Raw genomic sequence first — 17705 nt, forward strand, 5'->3', positions numbered from 1 at the left:
GCTCGGCCCGGACTCCGGTACGCTACGAGCGATGTGGCGAAGGTCGAAGTCGGCGCGGGCGCGCTTCACGGGAGCGACGCTGGCGCTCGTCGCCACGGGCTGTGTGCGCCCGCCGCTCGACCCGGGGTGTGTGCAGCTCGGCCCCGGCGATCTGGTCGTCTCCGAGCTGCGCGGGCCGCAGAGCGGCACCGACACGCGAGGGCAGTGGATCGAGGTGTACAACGCCAGCGCTGGGAGCGTCGCCCTCACGGGCGTGCAGGTGGTGCTGCGCCCGCTCGCGGCGAGCGCGTCGACCATCACGGTGCGCGACGCCCAGCTGAGCGTCGCCAGCGGCGACTATGTCGTGCTGGCGGTGGACACGACGTGCTCGTCGGACACCTGCGTCACACGGCTCCCCGCAGACGCCGACTACGGCTTCGGCCGGGACTACACGCGCGACCTGCCGAGTGGGGCCATCGTCGAGCTGCGCTCGTGCGGCGCGCTGGTCGACTCGCTGCTGTACCGCGCGCTGCCGAGCGCTGGGACGCTGGCGCTGTCAGGGTCTGCTCCCCCCGACGCCAACGACAACGACGTCGCGAGCGACGACGCCGGCGACATCGTGCCGCCCTTCTGCGCGGACGACGAGCCCAACACGCCGCCGGGGACCGAGACCGAGATAGGGCTCGCCGGGACGCCAGGCACGGCGAACAGGGTGTGCCCATGAGCGGACGCGCGCGTGGTGGCGCCGCGCGGCGCGCGCTGTGGCTCGGCGCGGTCGCCGCGTGTGCGCTCTCGTGCGGCGGCGGCCCGTCGCTCGGGGGCGAGTACGACCGCGGCGCAGCCCAGGCCTCGCTGGCCACCGACGCGGGTCTGGTGCTGGGCGAGTTCCCGCTGCGCGCGAACGGCGTGGTCGACGGCGACACGATCCGCGTGGGCGGGCTCGATGGGTCCCTGCGCCTGCTCGCGCTCGACACCGAGGAGACCTTCAAGTCGGAGCGCGACCGGCGCGACTACGAGGCCGGCTGGGAGTCCTACCTGGCGTCCCGCATGGCGCGCACCAACCGCCCCATCAAGGTCCCCACCCCGCTCGGCGAGGAGGCCAAGTACTTCGCGCGCGCCTTCTTCGAGGGCGTGCAGCGGGTGCGTATCGAGCGCGACCACCCGCGCGAGATCCGCGGTCGCTTCAACCGCTTCCTCGCGTACGTGTTCGTCGAGCGCGACGGGCGCTGGGTCAACTACAACGTCGAGTGCGTGCGCGCCGGCATGAGCCCCTACTTCACCAAGTACGGCTACTCGCGCCGCTTCCACGACGAGTTCGTCGCGGCTCAGCGTGAGGCCCGCGAGGCCCAGCGCGGCATCTGGGACCCGAGCAAGCAGCACTACACCGACTACGACGTGCGCCTCGCGTGGTGGGACGCCCGGGCCGACTTCGTGCAGTCCTTCGAGCGCGACGCAGAGGGGCGCGCCGACTTCGTCGCGCTCACCAACTGGGACGCCCTGCGCCGGCTGGACGCGCTCGAGGGGCAGTACGTGACGGTGCTCGCGACGGTGGGCGACATCCGCCAGGGCGAGCGCGGCCCCACGCGCGTCATGCTGAGCCGGCGCATGTTCTCGGACCTGCCGGCGGTCTTCTTCGACCCGTACGTGCTCGAGGACAGCCGCGCGCGGGACTTCCAGGGGGAGTACGTGCGGATGCGGGGCCGCGTCCAGCGCTGGACCAACCCCTACAACGGCCGCGAGCAGCTGCAGCTGCGCGTGGACCAAGCGTCCCAGGTGGAGGTGCCGACCTACACACCGCCAGGCAACGGGGACGGAGCTGCGGCCGATGAAGACGGCCCCGACGAGGCGCCGCCCGCCGAGACGGGAGCCCCCACCGGCCGCGCCACCGAGCCGCCCGTCACGACCGAAGCGTCACAAGGCCCTCCGCCGCCGACCGAGCCCCTCCCCAGCGCCCCACAGGTGACCCCATGACCCCCGCGCGCCCCATGCCCAAACGCCCTCCATCCTCCCCCTCGCCTTCCATCGCGCTCGAGGTGGTCCATCCGGCACCTGGGCTCACCCGGGCGCTCCGAGTGCTGCAGCTCACGGTGGGGCTCGCGTCCCTGGGTGCCATGAGCGGCTGCGGTGACGCGCCGCCGAGCGGCACCTGCGAGGGGCTGCTGCCGGGAGACCTCGTGATCAGCGAGGTGATGGCCAACCCGAGCGGCGCGGACGACGGCCGCGAGTGGGTCGAGATCACGAACACCACGGCGGCCTCCATCGACCTCGCCGGCATCGAGATCGTGCGCAGTGCGGCCGACGGGACCGGCGCTCGCGCCCACGAGATCACCACCGCGGACGCGCTCGCTGCCGGCGCCTACTACGTGCTGGGCGCCGTGCTCGACGCGGCGCGCCCCACGTACGTGGACTACGGCTTCGGCGCCGACCTGGGAGGGTTCGGGAACACGTCGGGGCGCGTCATCGTCCGCTGCGGGGATCGTGTGCTGGACGAGATGGTCTATCTCGACACGACCGACGGCGCGTCGTGGGCCTACGACGGCGCGCTGCCGCCGAACGCGACCGCCAACGACGAGGTGACGCGGTGGTGCGACAGCACGACGACGTTCTCCACCGGCGACTTCGGGACGCCGGGCATGCGCAACGCGCCCTGCGGCGGTGCCCTCGTCGGTCGCTGCATGGACGACGGCACCGAGCGCGACACGGTGCCGCCGGCCGAGGGCGACCTGGTCATCACCGAGCTGCACCAGAACCCAAGTGCGGTAGCCGACGGCGATGGCGAGTGGTTCGAGCTGCTCGCGCTCGCCGACGTGGACCTGAACGGCCTGCAGCTCGGGCGGGTGGCGGACACCGTGCTCGAGACGCTCGAGTCCGCGGACTGCTTGAGCGTCACGGCGGGGACCTACGTGCTCTTCGCCGCGAGCGATGACGCGCTCACCAACGGCGGGCTCGGCAGCGTGGACCACGTGGTCGACATCGCGCTCTCCAACTCGGGCGGGAGCCTCTTCGTGGGCTACGCGGGCAACGTGCTCGATACGTTCACGTACACGAGCTCGGGCGACGGCGCGGCGACGCAGCTGGACCCGCGCCATCTGAGCTTCGAGGAGAACGACGACGAGTCGCTCTGGTGTCGCGCCACCAGCGTGTACGGGAGCGGGGACCGAGGCACACCTCGCTCGGCCAACACCCAGTGCATGTTCCCCGTCCCGGCCGGGATGTGCGATGACGGTGGCACCCTGCGCGCGATCGTGCCACCCGTGCTCGGCGACGTGGTCATCACGGAGATCATGCCGGACCCCGACGCCGCGAGCGAGACCTCGGGCGAGTGGTTCGAGGTGTACTTCGCGAACGACGCCGACCTGAACGGTCTCGAGCTGAGCACGGAGGTGGGCTCCGTCGGATATCGCGTCGAGCAGCCGGCCTGCCTGCGCGTCACGGGCGGCGCGTACGTGGTCTTCTCTCGGGACGCGACCGGCGCCAACGGAGGTCTCCCGAGCGACGCGATCGACTACGACACGCTCTCGCTCGTCAACAGCGCCACGTCCGTGAACCCGAGGGCGTTGTTCGTTGGGGTCGGGGGCGTGGTCCTGGACACGGCGCTGTGGTTCACCTCCTCCGCCGGCGTAGCGCGGAGCCTCAGCGCCGACGCGCTCGACGCGACGCTGAACGAGACGGAGTCGAACTGGTGCGCGGCGGCGGCGGGCGACACCTACGGCCTCGGCGACCGGGGCACACCCGGGGCGGCGAACCCGGTGTGTCCATTCGTGCTGCCGCCGGGCATGTGCTTCGACGGAGCCACGGCGCGCCCCATCGTGTCGCCCACCGTTGGCGAGGTCGTCATCACGGAGGTGATGGCGGATCCCACCGCCGCCCCAGACCCTCGCGGAGAGTGGTTCGAGCTGCTCGTCTCCGCAGACGTGGACTTGAACGGCCTCCAGGTTGGAACCACCTTCGGGACGCCCGGCTACACGCTCGTGCGGGACGACTGCGTTCGAGTCACGGCGGGCAGCTACGTCGTGCTCGCCAACAACGGCGACGCCAGCATGAACGGCGGCCTGCCGCCGGACGTGGTGGAGCACGGGCGACAGCTCGGGAACGCCAACGGTTCGCTGTTCGTCGGCGTCTCCGACACGCTGTTGGACCAGGTGAGCTGGTCGACGGCCCCGTCCGGCGTGTCGCTGCAGCTCGACCCGGACGAGCTCTCCCACACGACGAATGACGCGTTCGACTCGGTCGCTTGCCTCGGTACGGCGGTCTACGGCGCTGGGGACCGCGGCACGCCCGGACAACCCAACGACGAGTGCCCGGTCGTGCTGCAGCCTGGGCAGTGCTTCGATGGTGGCGTCCCTCGCGCCATCGTGAGCCCAGCGCTGGGCGACCTGGTCGTCACCGAGGTCATGCCGAACCCCAACGCCGTCTCCGACATGGCGGGCGAGTGGTTCGAGGTGTACGCCACGGCGGACGTCGACCTCAACGGGCTGCAGGCCGGCACGTCGTTCGGCTCCCCCAGCTTCACCCTCACGCGCGAGGACTGTGTTCGCGTATCGGCAGGGAGCTACACCGTGTTCGCGCGCAGCACGGTGATGGCAACCAACGGAGGCCTCCCGGCCTCTGCCATTGGATACGGCTTCACCTTGGCCAACGCATCGGGGGCGCTGTTCATCGGGGTGGACGACGCCCTGCTCGACTCGATCACGTGGACGAGCTCGCCGACGGGCGCGGCGCTGCAGCTCGAGCCGTCGGACTACGACCACGCCACGAACGACGTGTTCGCGATGGTCGCCTGTGAAGCCACGTCGCTCTACGGGGCGGGCGACCTGGGCACGCCGGGCGCGGTGAACCTGGACTGCCTCGACGCCGGTGAGTGCTGGGACGGCGAGACGGCACGCGCCATCGTGAATCCCGGCGTAGGCGACCTGTACATCAACGAGGTGATGCCCAACCCAGCCACCCCCGAGTCGACCACGGAGTGGTTCGAGCTGGCCGCCACGGCGGACGTGGACATCAACGGAGTGAGCGTGACGAACGGGACCCAGAGCCACACGTTCGACGCGGAGGACTGCCTGAGCGTCGGGACGGGCGAGCTGCTGGTGTTCGCGCGCAGCACGGACGCGGGGATGAACGGGGGCGTCAGCGGCGTGGACTACACCTACGCCTCGGTGACGATGACCAACGACAACAGCATGTTGTCCATCAGCGTCGGCGCGAGCCCCCTCGACACTGTCACGTGGGGCATGACGCAGAACGGTCGTGCCCGCTCGCTCGTCGCGGGTCAGCCGATGCCCCACGTGGCGAACGACACGCTCACCAACTGGTGCGACTCCACCACCGCATACGGCCCGGCCATGAACAACAACTTCGGCACGCCGGGTGACCCCAACGTATGCCCGTGAGGGGGAACGCACGACGCGCGCCGCGCCGGACACCCCTCGTGCGCGCCTCGCTCACCGCGCTGCTCGTGGTCGGTTCGTCGGCCTGCGCCGCGCCGGAGGGGAGCGCCTGCGGCCCCACGCGCGCCACCGTCGCGCGCGTGATCGATGGGGACACGGTCGAGCTGAGCACCGGCGAGCGCGTGCGCTACCTGCTGGTGGACACCCCCGAGAACACCAGCAGCGTGGAGTGCTTCGGCCCGGAGGCGACCACCTTCAACCAGCAGCTGGTCGAGGGGCGCGAGGTGCGCCTGCGCTACGACGTGGAGTGCACCGATCGCTTCGGGCGCCTGCTGGCCTACGTGGAGGTGGACGGGCGCGTGGTGAACCAGCTGCTCGTCGAGCAGGGCTACGCGTGCGTGCTGCACATCCCCCCCAACGGCGCGGACGAGGCGCCCTTGTACGAAGACCTCGAGACGCGCGCCATCGATGAAGGGCGCGGGCTGTGGTCCGTGTGCGCCGAGGACCCGTGCTGAAGTCCGACCGCACGCTGCTTGGCTGCCGCCATGCGGGAGCGCACCGCGTTGTCGCGACGGCTGTGGTCGCGCTCGTGTGCCTCTTGGCGCACGGATGGGGACCGGGGCGCGCGCGGGCCGTGCAGTACGAGATGCTCATCGACGTGGACACCGAGGAGGACCTCCAGGAGCTCTTCACGACAGGGCAGATCTCGGAGGACACGTGGAACACGCTGGTGCAGATCATGCGCCGCGGCGTCGACCTCGACCGCGCCGACCGCGAGTCGCTCTACGCGCTGCCGAACCTCACGTACGACGACGTGGACGCGATCCTCGCCTACCGCGCCGAGGCCGGCACCATCAACGACCCGGCCGCGCTCGTGCCTGCCGGGGTGCTCACCGAGGCGCAGCTGCTCCAGATCGCGCCGTTCCTGACGGTCAGCGGAGACTTTCGGCCGCTCTCCGCGACCAACGGCCGCCTGCGCTTCCAGATGGTGGGCTCGCCCGTGGACGACCGCCCGCCGTCGATGGCGCTGCAGGCGCGCGTCACCACGCTGCGCAACCTGAGCATGGGCCTCGCCCTGGTCAGCACGCGGCTGCGTCTCGGCGACCCACGCTACGACCCGACACGCGACGCGCTGTCCGTGGACGCCGCCACCAACCGCCTGCACGTGCCGAAGTTCTTCGTGCGCTGGGAGGGCGAGCACGCGGAGGTGCTGCTGGGCACGTTCCGCGCGGGCTTCGGCCAGCGCCTGACGTTCGACAACTCCGACCGCTTCACGCCGAACGGCATCTACGCGGACGACGCGGTCTTCTGGAACCCGGGCATGACCACGCGCTGCCGCGAGAGCACGGGGGAGCTGGCGGACTCGCCCTGCAACACCTTCACCGGCGCGCAGCGCATCACGAGCGACCTGCGCTGGCGCAACAGCCTGATGGGCGCCGCCGTGGGCGCGGAGCACCTCTCGTTGGGCCCCGGTTGGCTGCAGCTCTACGCGTTTGGTTCGTACCAGCCGCAGAGCATCTACCAGTACGAAATCTACGACCGCGGACGCTGCGCCGACCCCCGCAACGACAGCGACCCGAACTGCGCGGCCCCCGACATCTACCGCCGCCGGGACGACCTGCTCGCCCCCACCAGCGAGTACTCGTTCTCGACGCTCAACAACGTCTACGCCGAGGCCCTCGGGGGCGGCAACGTCAGCTACTTCTTCAGCCGCCGCGCGCACGTGGGCGTGACGGGCTACGCGGCCCACGCGCGCTTCCTGACGGAGGGCATCGACCTCGACTTCCAGGAGTGGTCCACGCGGCCCTTCGGTGGCGGCGTGTACGGGGCCGTCGGTGCGGACGCGGCGTTCGGACGCGGCATGTGGGACTTCTTCCTCGAGGTGGCGCACTCGTTCGACCAGCAGGCCGGCGGCGGAGGTGGTCTCGGCGCCATCGCGCGCACCACGCTCACGTGGGACCGACAAGAGCTGGAGCTCAGCGCGCGCTACTACGACGAAGACTTCTCGAACCCCTACGGCCGCCCCATCGCGGCCTCGGACGAGCAGAGCGGCAATCGCGCGCGCGACGAGGTGGGTGGGCGCGTGCGCTACACCGGGAGCATCGCGAACACGCTCAACCTGCGCGCGTCGGCCGACCTGTGGAGCCAGCCCTCGGTGCAGCAGGTGAAGCTGCTCACGTTCGTGCGCGCCGACCTCACGCTGGGGGACGTGGTCAACCCCGGTCTCTGGTTCCAATACCAGAACAAGGACCTGCAGCGTGGGGGGCACCTGGACGTGTGCTTCTCCATGACCACGGACGACGACGAGAACGGCGAGCCCATCCCGTGCACCGGCGAGCAGTACCAGGTCACGGCGCGCCTGCGGCTCGCTCTCGGGCGACGCTACTCGCTGCTGGCGCAGTACCGGCACGAGTGGCTCGACGACGGCTCGACCGTGCACGACCAAGACATGCGTCAGGACGCGTCGGCGTTCATCAGCTTCCGCGGCAACCCCATCGACCCGCTGCGCTTCGTGGTGCGTGCGCGCTTTCTGTTCGAGGACGTCGCGCACCGCGACCGCTTGGAGCAGTCCCTCTGGTACTACGCGGACATCAGCTACCGCTTCCCGGTGCGGCTGACGGTGCGCCTGCGCTACGACGTCCTGCACCTGATCGACACGCGCGACGCCACGGCCGTCCACTCGCCCAACCCCGAGCACTGGGCCCGCATCGAGCTCCAACAGACGTTCTGACCATGACCCCACCCACCTCGGCCCCTCGCAGGCAGCCCTCCCCCCGAGCCGTCCCAGCGCGCCACGGAGGCCCCCCCGCGAGCGCTCCCCGAGGCCGCGTGTCGCGTGCTTTCACGTCCGTCCTCCTCGGCGCCCTTCTGACGTCCGGCTGCGCGACGACGGGCCGCGGCGCGCTCGAGCGTCCGGACGAGCGCGCGGAGGGGAGCGTCCGCCTCATCCTCAACGACCCGACAGGGCGACCCGCGCCGAGCGACAGCTGCGACACCGAGGTCTGTCAGGCGCTGCTCACTCTGCTGGAGGGTGCCCAGCACAGCATCGACTTCGCGGTGTACGGCATCCGCAACCAGACTGCCCTGGTGGATGCCCTCTTGGCGGCGCAGCGGCGCGGCGTGCGCATCCGCGGCGTGGTGGACCGCGACCGCGAGGGCCACAACTACTACGCGAGCACCGACGCCGTGGCCGAGGCGCTGGGCCCCGACGTCGTGCGCAGCGACCACGCCGCCGAGCTGGCCGCCGCCGAAGCCGAGCTGGACCGCGCCGAGTTCGACCGCGTGCCCCAGTGCGAGCGCCCCGAAGGCTTCGAGGGCCCGCTGCAGTGCCTCGTGTACGACCTTGGCGACACGTGCCTGGTGGCGTCGCACGCCGCTCACGGGCAGTTCGAGTCCGAGGGCGACATCATGCACAACAAGTTCTTCGTGGTGGACGGACGGCACGTCTGGACGGGCTCCACCAACATCAGCGACTCGGGCACGGGGGGCTACAACGCCAACCTCGTGACCGTCGTGGACTCCGAGCGCGTCGCTACGTGGTTCACCGAGGAGTTCGAGCAGATGTACGTGCACGGCCGCTACCACCGTCAGAAGCGCAGCCGCCCGGCGATGGAGACGCAGGTGGGCGACACGCAGCTCGAGCTGCACTTCTCGCCGCAGGATCGCCCCATCACCCGCCGCGTGCGGCGGCTCATCCGCGACGCGCGCGAGCGCATCGACGTGGCGGTCTTCTACCTGACCCACAAAGGCATCGCGCAGGACCTGATCAGCGCGCATCTGCGCGGCGTGCAGGTGCGCGTCATCCTCGACGCCACGTCCGCCAGCAACGGCTACACCAAGCACGAGCTGCTACGCGCCGTGGGCATCCCCGTCATCGTCGAGCGCTGGGGCGGCAAGATGCACATGAAGAGCGCCGCCATCGATGGCCAGTGGGTCATCACCGGCTCCATGAACTGGACCTCCGCGGGCGAGGGCGGCAACGACGAGAACACCTTCGTGCTGCGGGACGCGACGTTGGCCGCACAGTACCACGCCTTCTTCGAGCGCATCTGGGCCTTCCAGGGCGAGCAGTTCCTGAGCGGCCGCCCAGGCCCGGAGTCGCGCGACAGCACCACGGCGTGCACCGACGGTGTGGACAACGACTTCAACGACCTCGCCGACGAGCAAGACCCCGGCTGCTCCGCCACGCCCCCGCCTCAGCCGCGGCTCCCCGGCTGGCGCATCGTCCACAAGGAAGAGGGCGTGTGCGCGGTGGACGACCCCGCCCCCGTGCGCGTCTGGACCGATCCGCTGTAGGGCCTCCCGAGACGTCGTCGCGGCGCTCAGCGCGGCGCCATCGCGACCGTGGCCATGCGCAGCTGGGCCTCGTAGGCGCGCGTGGTGCGCGGGTCGGACAGGGGGTCGCTCACGCCCCACGCCACCAGCGTCTGCAGCACACGCGTGTGCACGTCCAGCACCGCCAGCTGGCTGGCCGTGCACGTGGGCTCGTTCGCGCAGCGGTCCTGGGCGTAGCGGGCGGTCGCAAAGGCGTCCAGCACGCGGCCGGTTGCCTCGTAGGCCTGGGCCATGCGGTGGGCCACGATGGGGTCCCGCATGACCTCCGGGTCACCCGCGCGCAGGACCGCGACGGCGAGGCCGGGGCGCTCGAGGTCCAGATACGTCTCGGCCAGCTGGCGGGCCAGGACGCGGTTCCCGGGGTCGAGGGCGAAGGCGTCCTCCAGGTCCGCAAGGGCGGTGGTGCCTGGGTTGCGGGGGTCGAGGTCGGCGGCGGGCTCGGCGTTGTGGAGGGAGGCGATGGTGGCAAGAATTCCAACGAATATCAGGGCGTTACATCTTGCTTCCACGTGACTCCTGCTCTCTTTCGCGCCCGCGGCACGCGGACTTCACGCTCGTTCGACAGTGTTCCCGGCGAAAAGTTCCGTGTCCAACGCGAATTTGTTCGCCTTGGGTACGCGCGCTTCCGCTCCCACCTTCCCTCGGGCTGCTATACCCCACCCCGTGACCTCCTCCCCGCCCGACGCGAACCCCCGCGCGGCCCTCATGGCCGCCATCTTCCTGACCATGGCGGGCGTCTACGGCGTGGGCCAGGGCGTCGAGTCCATGGCCTCCCCGCGAGTCGTCAGCTCCGAGGGGGCCAACCCGGAGCTGCGCGAGGCCCTCTACCGTCTGCAGGCGAACCCCTCGGCGGCCGCGCTGGGCGCGAGCAACATCGTGGTGTCGGTCATGCTCATCGTGTCGAGCATGCTGATCACCACCCGCCGCGCGAGCGCCATGTGGTTCGTGCGGCAGGCCATCCTCGCCAACCTGCTGTTCATCGCTGCGCGCTTCGCGGTGGAGGTGAACTACCTGTGGTCTCTCGGCGCGGCGCTGGATCCCATCGGGCGTGACGCCTTCGAGCGCGCCAGCGGGTGGTTGGCGCCCGACCAGCCAGCGCCCAACTTCACATCCCTCACGCGCTCCAGCATGCTGTTGGGCCAGCTGCTGGCGGCGGGCCTGAGCGGCTCCATCCACCTCTACCTGGGTTGGAAAGCCACCCGACCCGGCGTGCGCGAGTTCATCGAGGAGGGGCCGCGCCGCCGCTGAAGGGCACGGCCACACCCGGTAGACCGAAGAAGCGGCGGGCCTGCTCCTGGTGGCAGCTCATGCAGGGACCGACGCGCCCGGACGACGTGATGGACCCTTCCGGCGTGGCCGTCGCGTAGACCCAGCCCTCGTCGGTGCCGGGCGTGTCCGCCGGCAGCTGGATGAGCATGAAGTACCCCAGGCTGCGCCCAGCGTGGAGGGTCTCGCCGTCGTGGGTCACAGGCAAGAGGAGGCGTTCGCGGCCCCCCTGGGCGCCGGTCCCCGATGTGGGTGCCTCGCGCACGGCCTCGTAGGCGTCCTTGAACAGCACCTGCCGAACCCCGGCGGCAACCAGCGCGCGGTGGGCATCACACGCTTCACACGGCACGTCCGGAGGACCCATGTCGGCCAGGAACACGGAGCGGGGGAAACCGTAGGTCTCGGGGTCCAACGCGAAGACGGTGAACAGCTTGCCGCCGCCGTGCGTCGCGACATCCGCGCTCTGGCTGCGGTGCGCGGGCGGTGGCGGCGGGAGGCGGCAGTCGAAGGGGGCCACCCGCAAGCGGTCGTCCACGCGTCCCCAGCGCTCGTGCGCGGTGATGGCGGAGCGAACGAGCGGATGGAACGTCGGGTCGTTCTCCGCGGGCTCGGCGACCTCCGAGCTTTCCGCTGGGTGGGTGGGAGGCTGGTCGCCCTGGCGGGCCGTACACCCGACGCCAGCCACGCTCGCGATGAAGACAACGAGCACGTGTGAGGCCGCGGCGTGGGCCGTCGCCACTACAGCACGCCAGCCGAGAAGCCGAGATCACGCAGCGCGGCGCAGCGATCGTTTCGGAACGCGTCGTCGACCGAGGCGGGGTCGTCGATCACGAGGTACTCGTGCGCCTCGGTGGTGAAGCGTGGCCAACCGCCCTCGAACTCGGGCACGCCCGCGCGGGCGAACGAGCTCCACGCGGCCTGAACGCGCTCCGACGTACGCTCCTCGCGCTCGGTCAGCATGTCGCGAAACAGGGAGAAGCGATCGAGCGTGCCGAAGATGTACGGGATCTCGAAGCCATGACCCACGCCGAAGGTGTCGGCCTGCTCGCCGACGACGTGCTGGAACTCGTAGAGATACACGTCTCGCCCGGCGCCCGCCGCGGCGTTGGCGATGGACAGCGCGTTGCAGGAGAAGGAGCGGTCGGTGGCGAAGGCGATGAACGCCCGCGGCGCGTCTTCGTCGGTGGTGACGTCGTACAGCGTCATCAGCGCATCGGCGGTATCGGCGTCGTCGCCGCTGGCCGCCAGGAACTCGGCCCGCATCTCGTCGGGCGTCGACGGGCGCGTGGTGCCCAGCAGGAACACCGTCATCTCGTTGAGGTTGGAGCCCACGATGATCGGCACGTCGACCCCCTCTCCAGCGGCCAGCAGCGCGCCGGGCGAGTCGGTGAACGTCGCGCCATCCACGGTCGGCCCATAGGGCGCGAAGCCGAGCCCCGACGCGTCTTGCATGACCGCCTCCAGGATCTGCTGCGTGGTCAGTCCTCGCATGCAGCTCAGCTCGTCGGGACCCTCGCAACCGAGCCGGCTCACCAGCGTGTCGCCCACGTCGAACGTGCCTCGCGAACCGCCACGCAGCGGGCTGGCGTTGCAGCCGCCGCTCTCGATGATGCCACGATGGAACAAGCCCTCTGCGCCCGTCGCCGCCAGCAGCGAACAGACCGCCGACCCACCAGCCGACTCGCCGAAGATCGTGACGTTGTCGGGGTCGCCCCCGAAGGCGGCGATGTTGTCCTGCACCCAGCGCAGCGCGGCGAGCATGTCGAGGATGCCCATGTTGCCTGCGCCGCCGTCCAGCGCTGCGCGCTCTGCCTGCAACGCCTCCGTCGACAGGAAGCCGAGCGCGGCGAGTCTGTAGTTGATGCTGACGACGACGACGTCCCCATCGCGAGCGAGCGACTCCGCGTCATAGACCGAGATGTTCGACGCGCCGTTCACGTACCCACCTCCGTGGATCCAGAACATGACGGGGCGGCGTCCGCGCGAAGCAGACGTCCAGATGTTGAGCGAGAGGCAGTCTTCTGCGGCTGGGCGGGGGCGCAGCACCAGGTCGAGGGGCGTGCGCGTCCCTGGGCAGCTCGGACCGAAGTCGTCGGCCACGAGCGTGTCTGGGTGGGCGGCGGGGGCGACGGGCGGCAGGAAGCGCCGCGCCCCCGACGGGGCGGCCGCGTACGGAATCCCGAGGAAGCGCCGCACGTCTCCGGTCTCGGTGAGCGTGCCTTGGACGGGCCCCTCGGAGGTCTCCACCAGCAGCGGGGCTGGACCACCATCCCCGTCGCCACCGCACCCATGGGCGAGCAGCAGGCCGAGGCCAGCCAGGAGGACGACGGAGCGGGCACCACGGAGCGTTCGCATGCGAGGAGGATGCGGACTGGGCGTGCGGTTGTCTAGCGCGCCCGTCGTTCGACGCGCCCCGCAACAGACCCTCGTTCGGGGCCGGCCTACGACGGGTTCGCCCGTCGCGTGCGGCCCTTCCACCCCGCCGGAACCTACGCGACCGAAGGTTGGCAGTCGCTGGAGCGCAGATCAGGACCGCCGCAAGATGCTGGCGCCGGACGAAGGTTCGCAGGCAAGGCGCGACGACGCGTCGATGCGTGCATCGGCGAGGAGGAGCACCGCCGCCTGCGGGCCTTCGGACGAGCCAGGGCTTGCGCCGAACCTGCATCGCGCTCTGGCGTCGCCCGGGACGAAACTGTTAGCGTGTCAGTCCCCCCTGACTATCGGAACCAGAATGGAGAGGCTATGAGGATCTGCGGTGCGCTCGCGACGCGGAGCGTGTTCCTGGCAGCGTTGCTGGCCGTGAGCGGCCCTCTCCCCGGCTGCCGAGACGCACATGTTGGTGTCGACCTCGGGATCGCCGACGCCAACACGGAGCCGCCGCTAGACTGCGCCGACCTGCCTTGCGGCCGTTTCGGCGAGTGCACCACCGACCCCGTGCTGGGCGGCGTGTGCGAGTGCCTCCCGTGGCGCGCGGGGCGCACGTGCGAGGTCTTCGACTTCTGCTTCGCGGCGCCCTGCACGCACGGCGAGTGCGTGAACGGCGAGGACAGCCGGAGCTGCGTATGCGCGGCCGGCTACACGGGCACGGACTGCGAGGAAGACGTGGACGAGTGCGCGAGCGCGAACGCGTGCAGCGGCCACGGCACGTGCACGAACAGCGTGGGGAGCTTCTCCTGTGCGTGCGACCCCGGGTTTGCCGGAGACCGATGCGAGGTGAACACCGACGACTGCGCCGCGCTGAACTGCAACACCGGCACGTGCGTGGACGAGGTCCAGCGCGCCTACTGCAGCTGCCCCACTGGCTTCGGGGGCGCGAGCTGCGACGTGCCGAGCGAGACCTGCGCCGCGGGCCTGTGCGTGAGCGGCGCGTGCGTGGACGCAGCGGGCGTGTTCGACCACTGCGACTGCCCCGCGGGCCGCACGGGCACCTACTGCGAGCGCAGCGTGGACGACTGCGCGGGCGCGCCGTGTCAGAACGGTAGCCGCTGCGTCGACGGCGACGATGCGCATAGCTGCGTGGGCTGCGTGGGCTTCACCGGAGCGAACTGCGACACGCCCGTCACGTGCGTGGGTAGCCCGCCAGCGGCGCCCACCAACGGCAGCGCGGGCACACCCACCGGCAACACCTTCGGAGCCACCGTGACCTACACGTGCGATGGCGACTTCCGCCTCACGGGCTCCGCCACGAGCACCTGCGGCGCGAACGGGCAGTGGTCTGCGGCGCCGACCTGCGAGTGCGACAGCCACGTGCTCACGTACGACCTCACGGGTGACTACTACATCTTCGCGCCCGTCGTGGCTCCGTTCCGCGCCGCCGCGGGGGAGAACATCGCGGGCATCAACACGCTGCCGTTCGGGCCCGGCTCGATCACGTTGCGTGTCAGCGCGTCCGGCGACGGTCCTTCGGACGGCCCGGTGAGCATCCTCGACATGTTCCTGCCTCTCGAGTTCGACCAGCACATCTCGCTGACACCGGACACGTTCATCGACATCGCGACCGACATCGATGTGCTCGTCCCGCGCCAGGCCTGCGGCCACGCCAGCGGCACCCTGACGGGGGACACCGTCGTGTGGGGGGCGTGCGATGTCACCGTGCCGGGGACCATCACGAACTTCACGCCGGAAGACAGCTTCGACCCCGACGGCGTCGGTTGCTTCCGCGGCTACAACAGCGCCGGCGCCATCACTTGTCAGAACGGTACCAACCGCCTGCTGCAGTGCGTCTCGAGCGGCGCGCTCCAGCCGCTGCCCGCAGTGAACATCCAGAACGGGGAGTGGGACCAGGCGCTCGTCCCCTTCGTGTTCGACTCCACCGATCTGCGGACGGCGAGCTTCCGCGTTGGTGTGCCCGGGCAGGACATCTCCGAGATCACCGCCACATCGCTGCTGGGGACGCACCTCCTCATCCCGAACCAGAACCCGGGGACCGCTACGTTCATCGCGCTGCGCGGGACCCTGCGCGACGCGGAGCTGTGCGCGCCAGCGCCGACGGGCTGCGCTCCATGACCCGACCGCTGCACATCGTCACGCACTCCGGCTCGTTCCATGCGGACGACGTGCTGGCCGTGGGGCTCGTGCGCGCGTTCGTCGACCCCGCCGCGACCGTCGAGCGCACACGCGACCCCGCTCGCATCGCCGCTGCGGACGTCGTGGTGGACGTCGGCGGCGAGTTCGATCCGAGCACGCGCCGCTTCGACCATCACCAACGCACGTACGAGGGCTCGTACTCCTCGGCCGGGATGGTGCTCGCGTGGCTCGCGGAAGAGGGCCACGTGGAGCCCGAGCTGGCGGAGCGCCTGCGCGCCGAGCTGGTGGACTACGTGGACGCCGTGGACAACGGGCGGCGCACCCCCGAGTTCGGCGTGCCCTGCTTCCCCAGCATCGTCGGCGCGCTGGGCGAGGCGAACGAGACGCGCGGCGGCTACGACGCCTTGTTCGAAGAGGCGGCCCAGCTCGCGCGCGGGCTGGTGCTGGGCATCCAGGCCGGCTACCGCGCGGCACGAGACGCTCACGCGGAGGTCGAGGCGGCCATGAACGCCGCGATCGCCAGCGGGGGATGCGTGGTCGAGCTGTCCCGCTACGTGAAGTGGAAGCCCGCGTACTACGCGCTGGGTGGCGAGACGCACCCGACCGACTACGTGGCGTTTCCTGGCGAGCGCGACTACCGCGTGATCGCCGTCGCGCCGACGCTGGGCAGCTTCGAGGAGAAGCGGCCGTTCCCCGAGTCCTGGGCCGGGCTGGAGGGCGAGGCCCTCTCGGCGGTCACGGGCGTCCCTGGGGCAATCTTCTGCCACAAGAACCGCTTCATCGCGGTCTTCGCGTCGCGCGAGGTGGCGTTCGCCACCCTGTCCCGCTGGGGGCTCACCCACCGTGAGCGGGGCTGCGGCGGGGGCTGAGCGCGGGCGCCTCGGGCGGCAACTGGCAACTCCGACACGCGAAACGTATCTTTGTTTCGACTTGGAGCTGCCAATTCGCCAGTTGGTGATAAGCTGAGGCCCATGACCACAGCGCCCGACGCCCAAGCCGAGCCGCGACGCGAGCAGGAAGAGTTCCGCACCTACTGCCGCGCCTGGCTGCACGACAACCGCCCCCCGCCGGCCCCGGTGCGGCTGCCGCAGCACCCTATCGAGACGATGACGCGCGCGCAGCTGGACTACCTGCAGGCCTGGCAGAAGCGCTGCTACGACGCGGGCCTGGTGGGCGCCGACTACCCCAAGGAGTACGGCGGCGGCGGGAACAAGGGCTTCCAGCGCATCGCCAACGAGGAGATGAACCGCGCTCGCACGCCGTTCTTGGTGAACATGATCGGGCTCGGCATGGCGGCGCCGACCATCTATCACCACGCGCAGGAGGAGCTGAAGCGCGAGCTGCTGCCGGGCATCCTCTCGGGCGAGCAGATCTGGTGCCAGGGCTTCAGCGAGCCGGGCAGCGGATCGGACCTCGCGAGCGTGCAGGCCAGCCTCACGCCGGACGCGGCGTCGCCCGGAGACTTCCTGCTCAACGGGCACAAGGTGTGGACCAGCCTCGCGCACTTCGCGCAGTGGATGATCCTGCTGGTGCGCACCTCGCGCGAGCACAAGCACAAGGGCCTCAGCTACTACGTGGTGCCGGTCGAAGGGCACCGGGGCGTGACGGTGCGGCCGCTGATCAAGATGACGGGCGAGGCGGGCTTCAACGAGGTGCTGTTCGAGGACACGCCCGTGAAGGAGGCCTGGCGCCTGGGCAAGACGGGCGAGGGCTGGAACGTGGCCATGACCACGCTGCTGCACGAGCGCGGCGCGGGCCCGCTGGTCACGCCTGCCGGGGGCGTGGGCAGCGAAGGCTTGGCGCACAACGTGCGTGGCCTCATCGCGCTGGCCAAGACGCAGCGCCGCAACGGGCGGCCCGCCACGGAGGACCCGCAGGTGCGCGCGCGCATCGCGGCGCTGGCCATCCGCGAGCGCGGCCTGGCCGAAAACGGCAAGCGCGCGCGCAGCGGGACGCTGGTGGACCACCCCATGCGGCTGCCCTTGCAGGTCAAGCTGGCCGGCACCGAGCTGCTGCAGGACCTCGCCGCCGCCGCGCTCGAGATCGAGGGGCCGGCCGCGTCGCTCTACCTCAGCGACGAGCGGGCGCCCGCCGAGGGGCAGTGGCCCCTCGCCTACATGAACAGCTTCGGCGCGACCATCGCGGCGGGCACCAGCGAGATCCAACGCAACATCCTCGGGGAGCGCGTCCTCGGGCTGCCCAAGAGCTGAC

13 protein-coding genes are annotated in these 17705 nt (G+C 70.8%); 10 read left to right on the forward strand and 3 right to left on the reverse strand.

Annotated elements, in window-relative coordinates:
- Positions 1 to 31: 31 nt before the first annotated feature.
- The 6 genes from H6726_05615 to H6726_05640 all read left to right on the forward strand — a co-directional run bounded on the left by H6726_05615 (position 32) and on the right by H6726_05640 (position 9662).
- Positions 32 to 703, forward strand: coding sequence for a hypothetical protein (locus tag H6726_05615; protein MCB9657113.1), 672 nt, complete (start codon positions 32 to 34; stop codon positions 701 to 703).
- The gene (locus tag H6726_05620) at positions 700 to 1950 is read left to right on the forward strand and encodes a thermonuclease family protein (GenBank protein MCB9657114.1); all 1251 of its coding nucleotides are present in this window, start codon (positions 700 to 702) and stop codon (positions 1948 to 1950) included. Before H6726_05615 ends, H6726_05620 begins: the two co-directional genes overlap by 4 nt.
- A complete protein-coding gene (locus H6726_05625; protein ID MCB9657115.1) occupies positions 1947 to 5369 on the forward strand; it encodes a lamin tail domain-containing protein in 3423 nt (1140 codons plus the stop codon). Before H6726_05620 ends, H6726_05625 begins: the two co-directional genes overlap by 4 nt.
- Complete coding sequence (locus tag H6726_05630; protein MCB9657116.1) at positions 5360 to 5881, forward strand: thermonuclease family protein; 522 nt, start codon at positions 5360 to 5362, stop codon at positions 5879 to 5881. Before H6726_05625 ends, H6726_05630 begins: the two co-directional genes overlap by 10 nt.
- Positions 5875 to 8097 carry a hypothetical protein gene (locus H6726_05635; GenBank protein MCB9657117.1) on the forward strand — a complete coding sequence of 741 codons (2223 nt, stop codon included), beginning with the start codon at positions 5875 to 5877 and terminating at the stop codon, positions 8095 to 8097. Before H6726_05630 ends, H6726_05635 begins: the two co-directional genes overlap by 7 nt.
- Positions 8098 to 8195: 98 nt before the next feature.
- Positions 8196 to 9662 carry a DUF1669 domain-containing protein gene (locus H6726_05640; GenBank protein MCB9657118.1) on the forward strand — a complete coding sequence of 489 codons (1467 nt, stop codon included), beginning with the start codon at positions 8196 to 8198 and terminating at the stop codon, positions 9660 to 9662.
- Positions 9663 to 9688: 26 nt separating this feature from the next.
- On the opposite strand, the gene H6726_05645 is transcribed toward H6726_05640, so the two are convergent.
- Positions 9689 to 10210: a hypothetical protein gene (locus tag H6726_05645; GenBank protein ID MCB9657119.1), complete on the reverse strand. Its 522-nt coding sequence runs from the start codon at positions 10208 to 10210 to the stop codon at positions 9689 to 9691.
- A 154-nt stretch (positions 10211 to 10364) separates the two neighbouring features.
- Between H6726_05645 and H6726_05650 the strand changes: the two genes are divergently transcribed.
- On the forward strand, positions 10365 to 10949 hold the full coding sequence (locus H6726_05650; GenBank protein MCB9657120.1) for a hypothetical protein: 585 nt from the start codon (positions 10365 to 10367) through the stop codon (positions 10947 to 10949).
- Here the strand turns inward: H6726_05650 and H6726_05655 are convergent.
- Together H6726_05655 and H6726_05660 are read right to left on the reverse strand one after the other, a co-directional pair.
- Positions 10921 to 11676, reverse strand: a complete 756-nt coding sequence (locus H6726_05655) for a hypothetical protein (GenBank protein ID MCB9657121.1) — start codon at positions 11674 to 11676, stop codon at positions 10921 to 10923. The two genes, H6726_05650 and H6726_05655, sit on opposite strands and share 29 nt — an antisense overlap.
- A 29-nt stretch (positions 11677 to 11705) precedes the next feature.
- On the reverse strand, positions 11706 to 13322 hold the full coding sequence (locus tag H6726_05660) for a carboxylesterase family protein (protein MCB9657122.1): 1617 nt from the start codon (positions 13320 to 13322) through the stop codon (positions 11706 to 11708).
- A gap of 387 nt (positions 13323 to 13709) precedes the next feature.
- Between H6726_05660 and H6726_05665 the strand changes: the two genes are divergently transcribed.
- From H6726_05665 to H6726_05675, 3 genes are all read left to right on the forward strand, one after another.
- Positions 13710 to 15473, forward strand: a complete 1764-nt coding sequence (locus tag H6726_05665) for a hypothetical protein (GenBank protein MCB9657123.1) — start codon at positions 13710 to 13712, stop codon at positions 15471 to 15473.
- On the forward strand, positions 15470 to 16363 hold the full coding sequence (locus H6726_05670; GenBank protein MCB9657124.1) for an MYG1 family protein: 894 nt from the start codon (positions 15470 to 15472) through the stop codon (positions 16361 to 16363). Before H6726_05665 ends, H6726_05670 begins: the two co-directional genes overlap by 4 nt.
- 102 nt (positions 16364 to 16465) lie before the next feature.
- Entirely contained in the window at positions 16466 to 17704 is a 1239-nt protein-coding gene (locus tag H6726_05675; GenBank protein MCB9657125.1) for an acyl-CoA dehydrogenase family protein, read from the forward strand.
- The last annotated feature ends 1 nt before the right edge of the window (position 17705 follow it).

Source organism: Sandaracinaceae bacterium (assembly GCA_020633055.1).
Lineage (GTDB): Bacteria > Myxococcota_A > Polyangia > Polyangiales > Houyiibacteriaceae > JADJJE01.

Bases quoted from the DNA above. Each gene is read 5' to 3' on its own strand.
- H6726_05615 (MCB9657113.1), top strand. From the start codon at position 32: ATGTGGCGAAGGTCGAAGTCGGCGCGGGCGCGCTTCACGGGAGCGACG.
- H6726_05620 (MCB9657114.1), top strand. From the start codon at position 700: ATGAGCGGACGCGCGCGTGGTGGCGCCGCGCGGCGCGCGCTGTGGCTC.
- H6726_05665 (MCB9657123.1), top strand. From the start codon at position 13,710: ATGAGGATCTGCGGTGCGCTCGCGACGCGGAGCGTGTTCCTGGCAGCG.
- H6726_05625 (MCB9657115.1), top strand. From the start codon at position 1,947: ATGACCCCCGCGCGCCCCATGCCCAAACGCCCTCCATCCTCCCCCTCG.
- H6726_05675 (MCB9657125.1), top strand. From the start codon at position 16,466: ATGACCACAGCGCCCGACGCCCAAGCCGAGCCGCGACGCGAGCAGGAA.
- H6726_05670 (MCB9657124.1), top strand. From the start codon at position 15,470: ATGACCCGACCGCTGCACATCGTCACGCACTCCGGCTCGTTCCATGCG.
- H6726_05660 (MCB9657122.1), bottom strand. From the start codon at position 13,322: ATGCGAACGCTCCGTGGTGCCCGCTCCGTCGTCCTCCTGGCTGGCCTC.
- H6726_05630 (MCB9657116.1), top strand. From the start codon at position 5,360: ATGCCCGTGAGGGGGAACGCACGACGCGCGCCGCGCCGGACACCCCTC.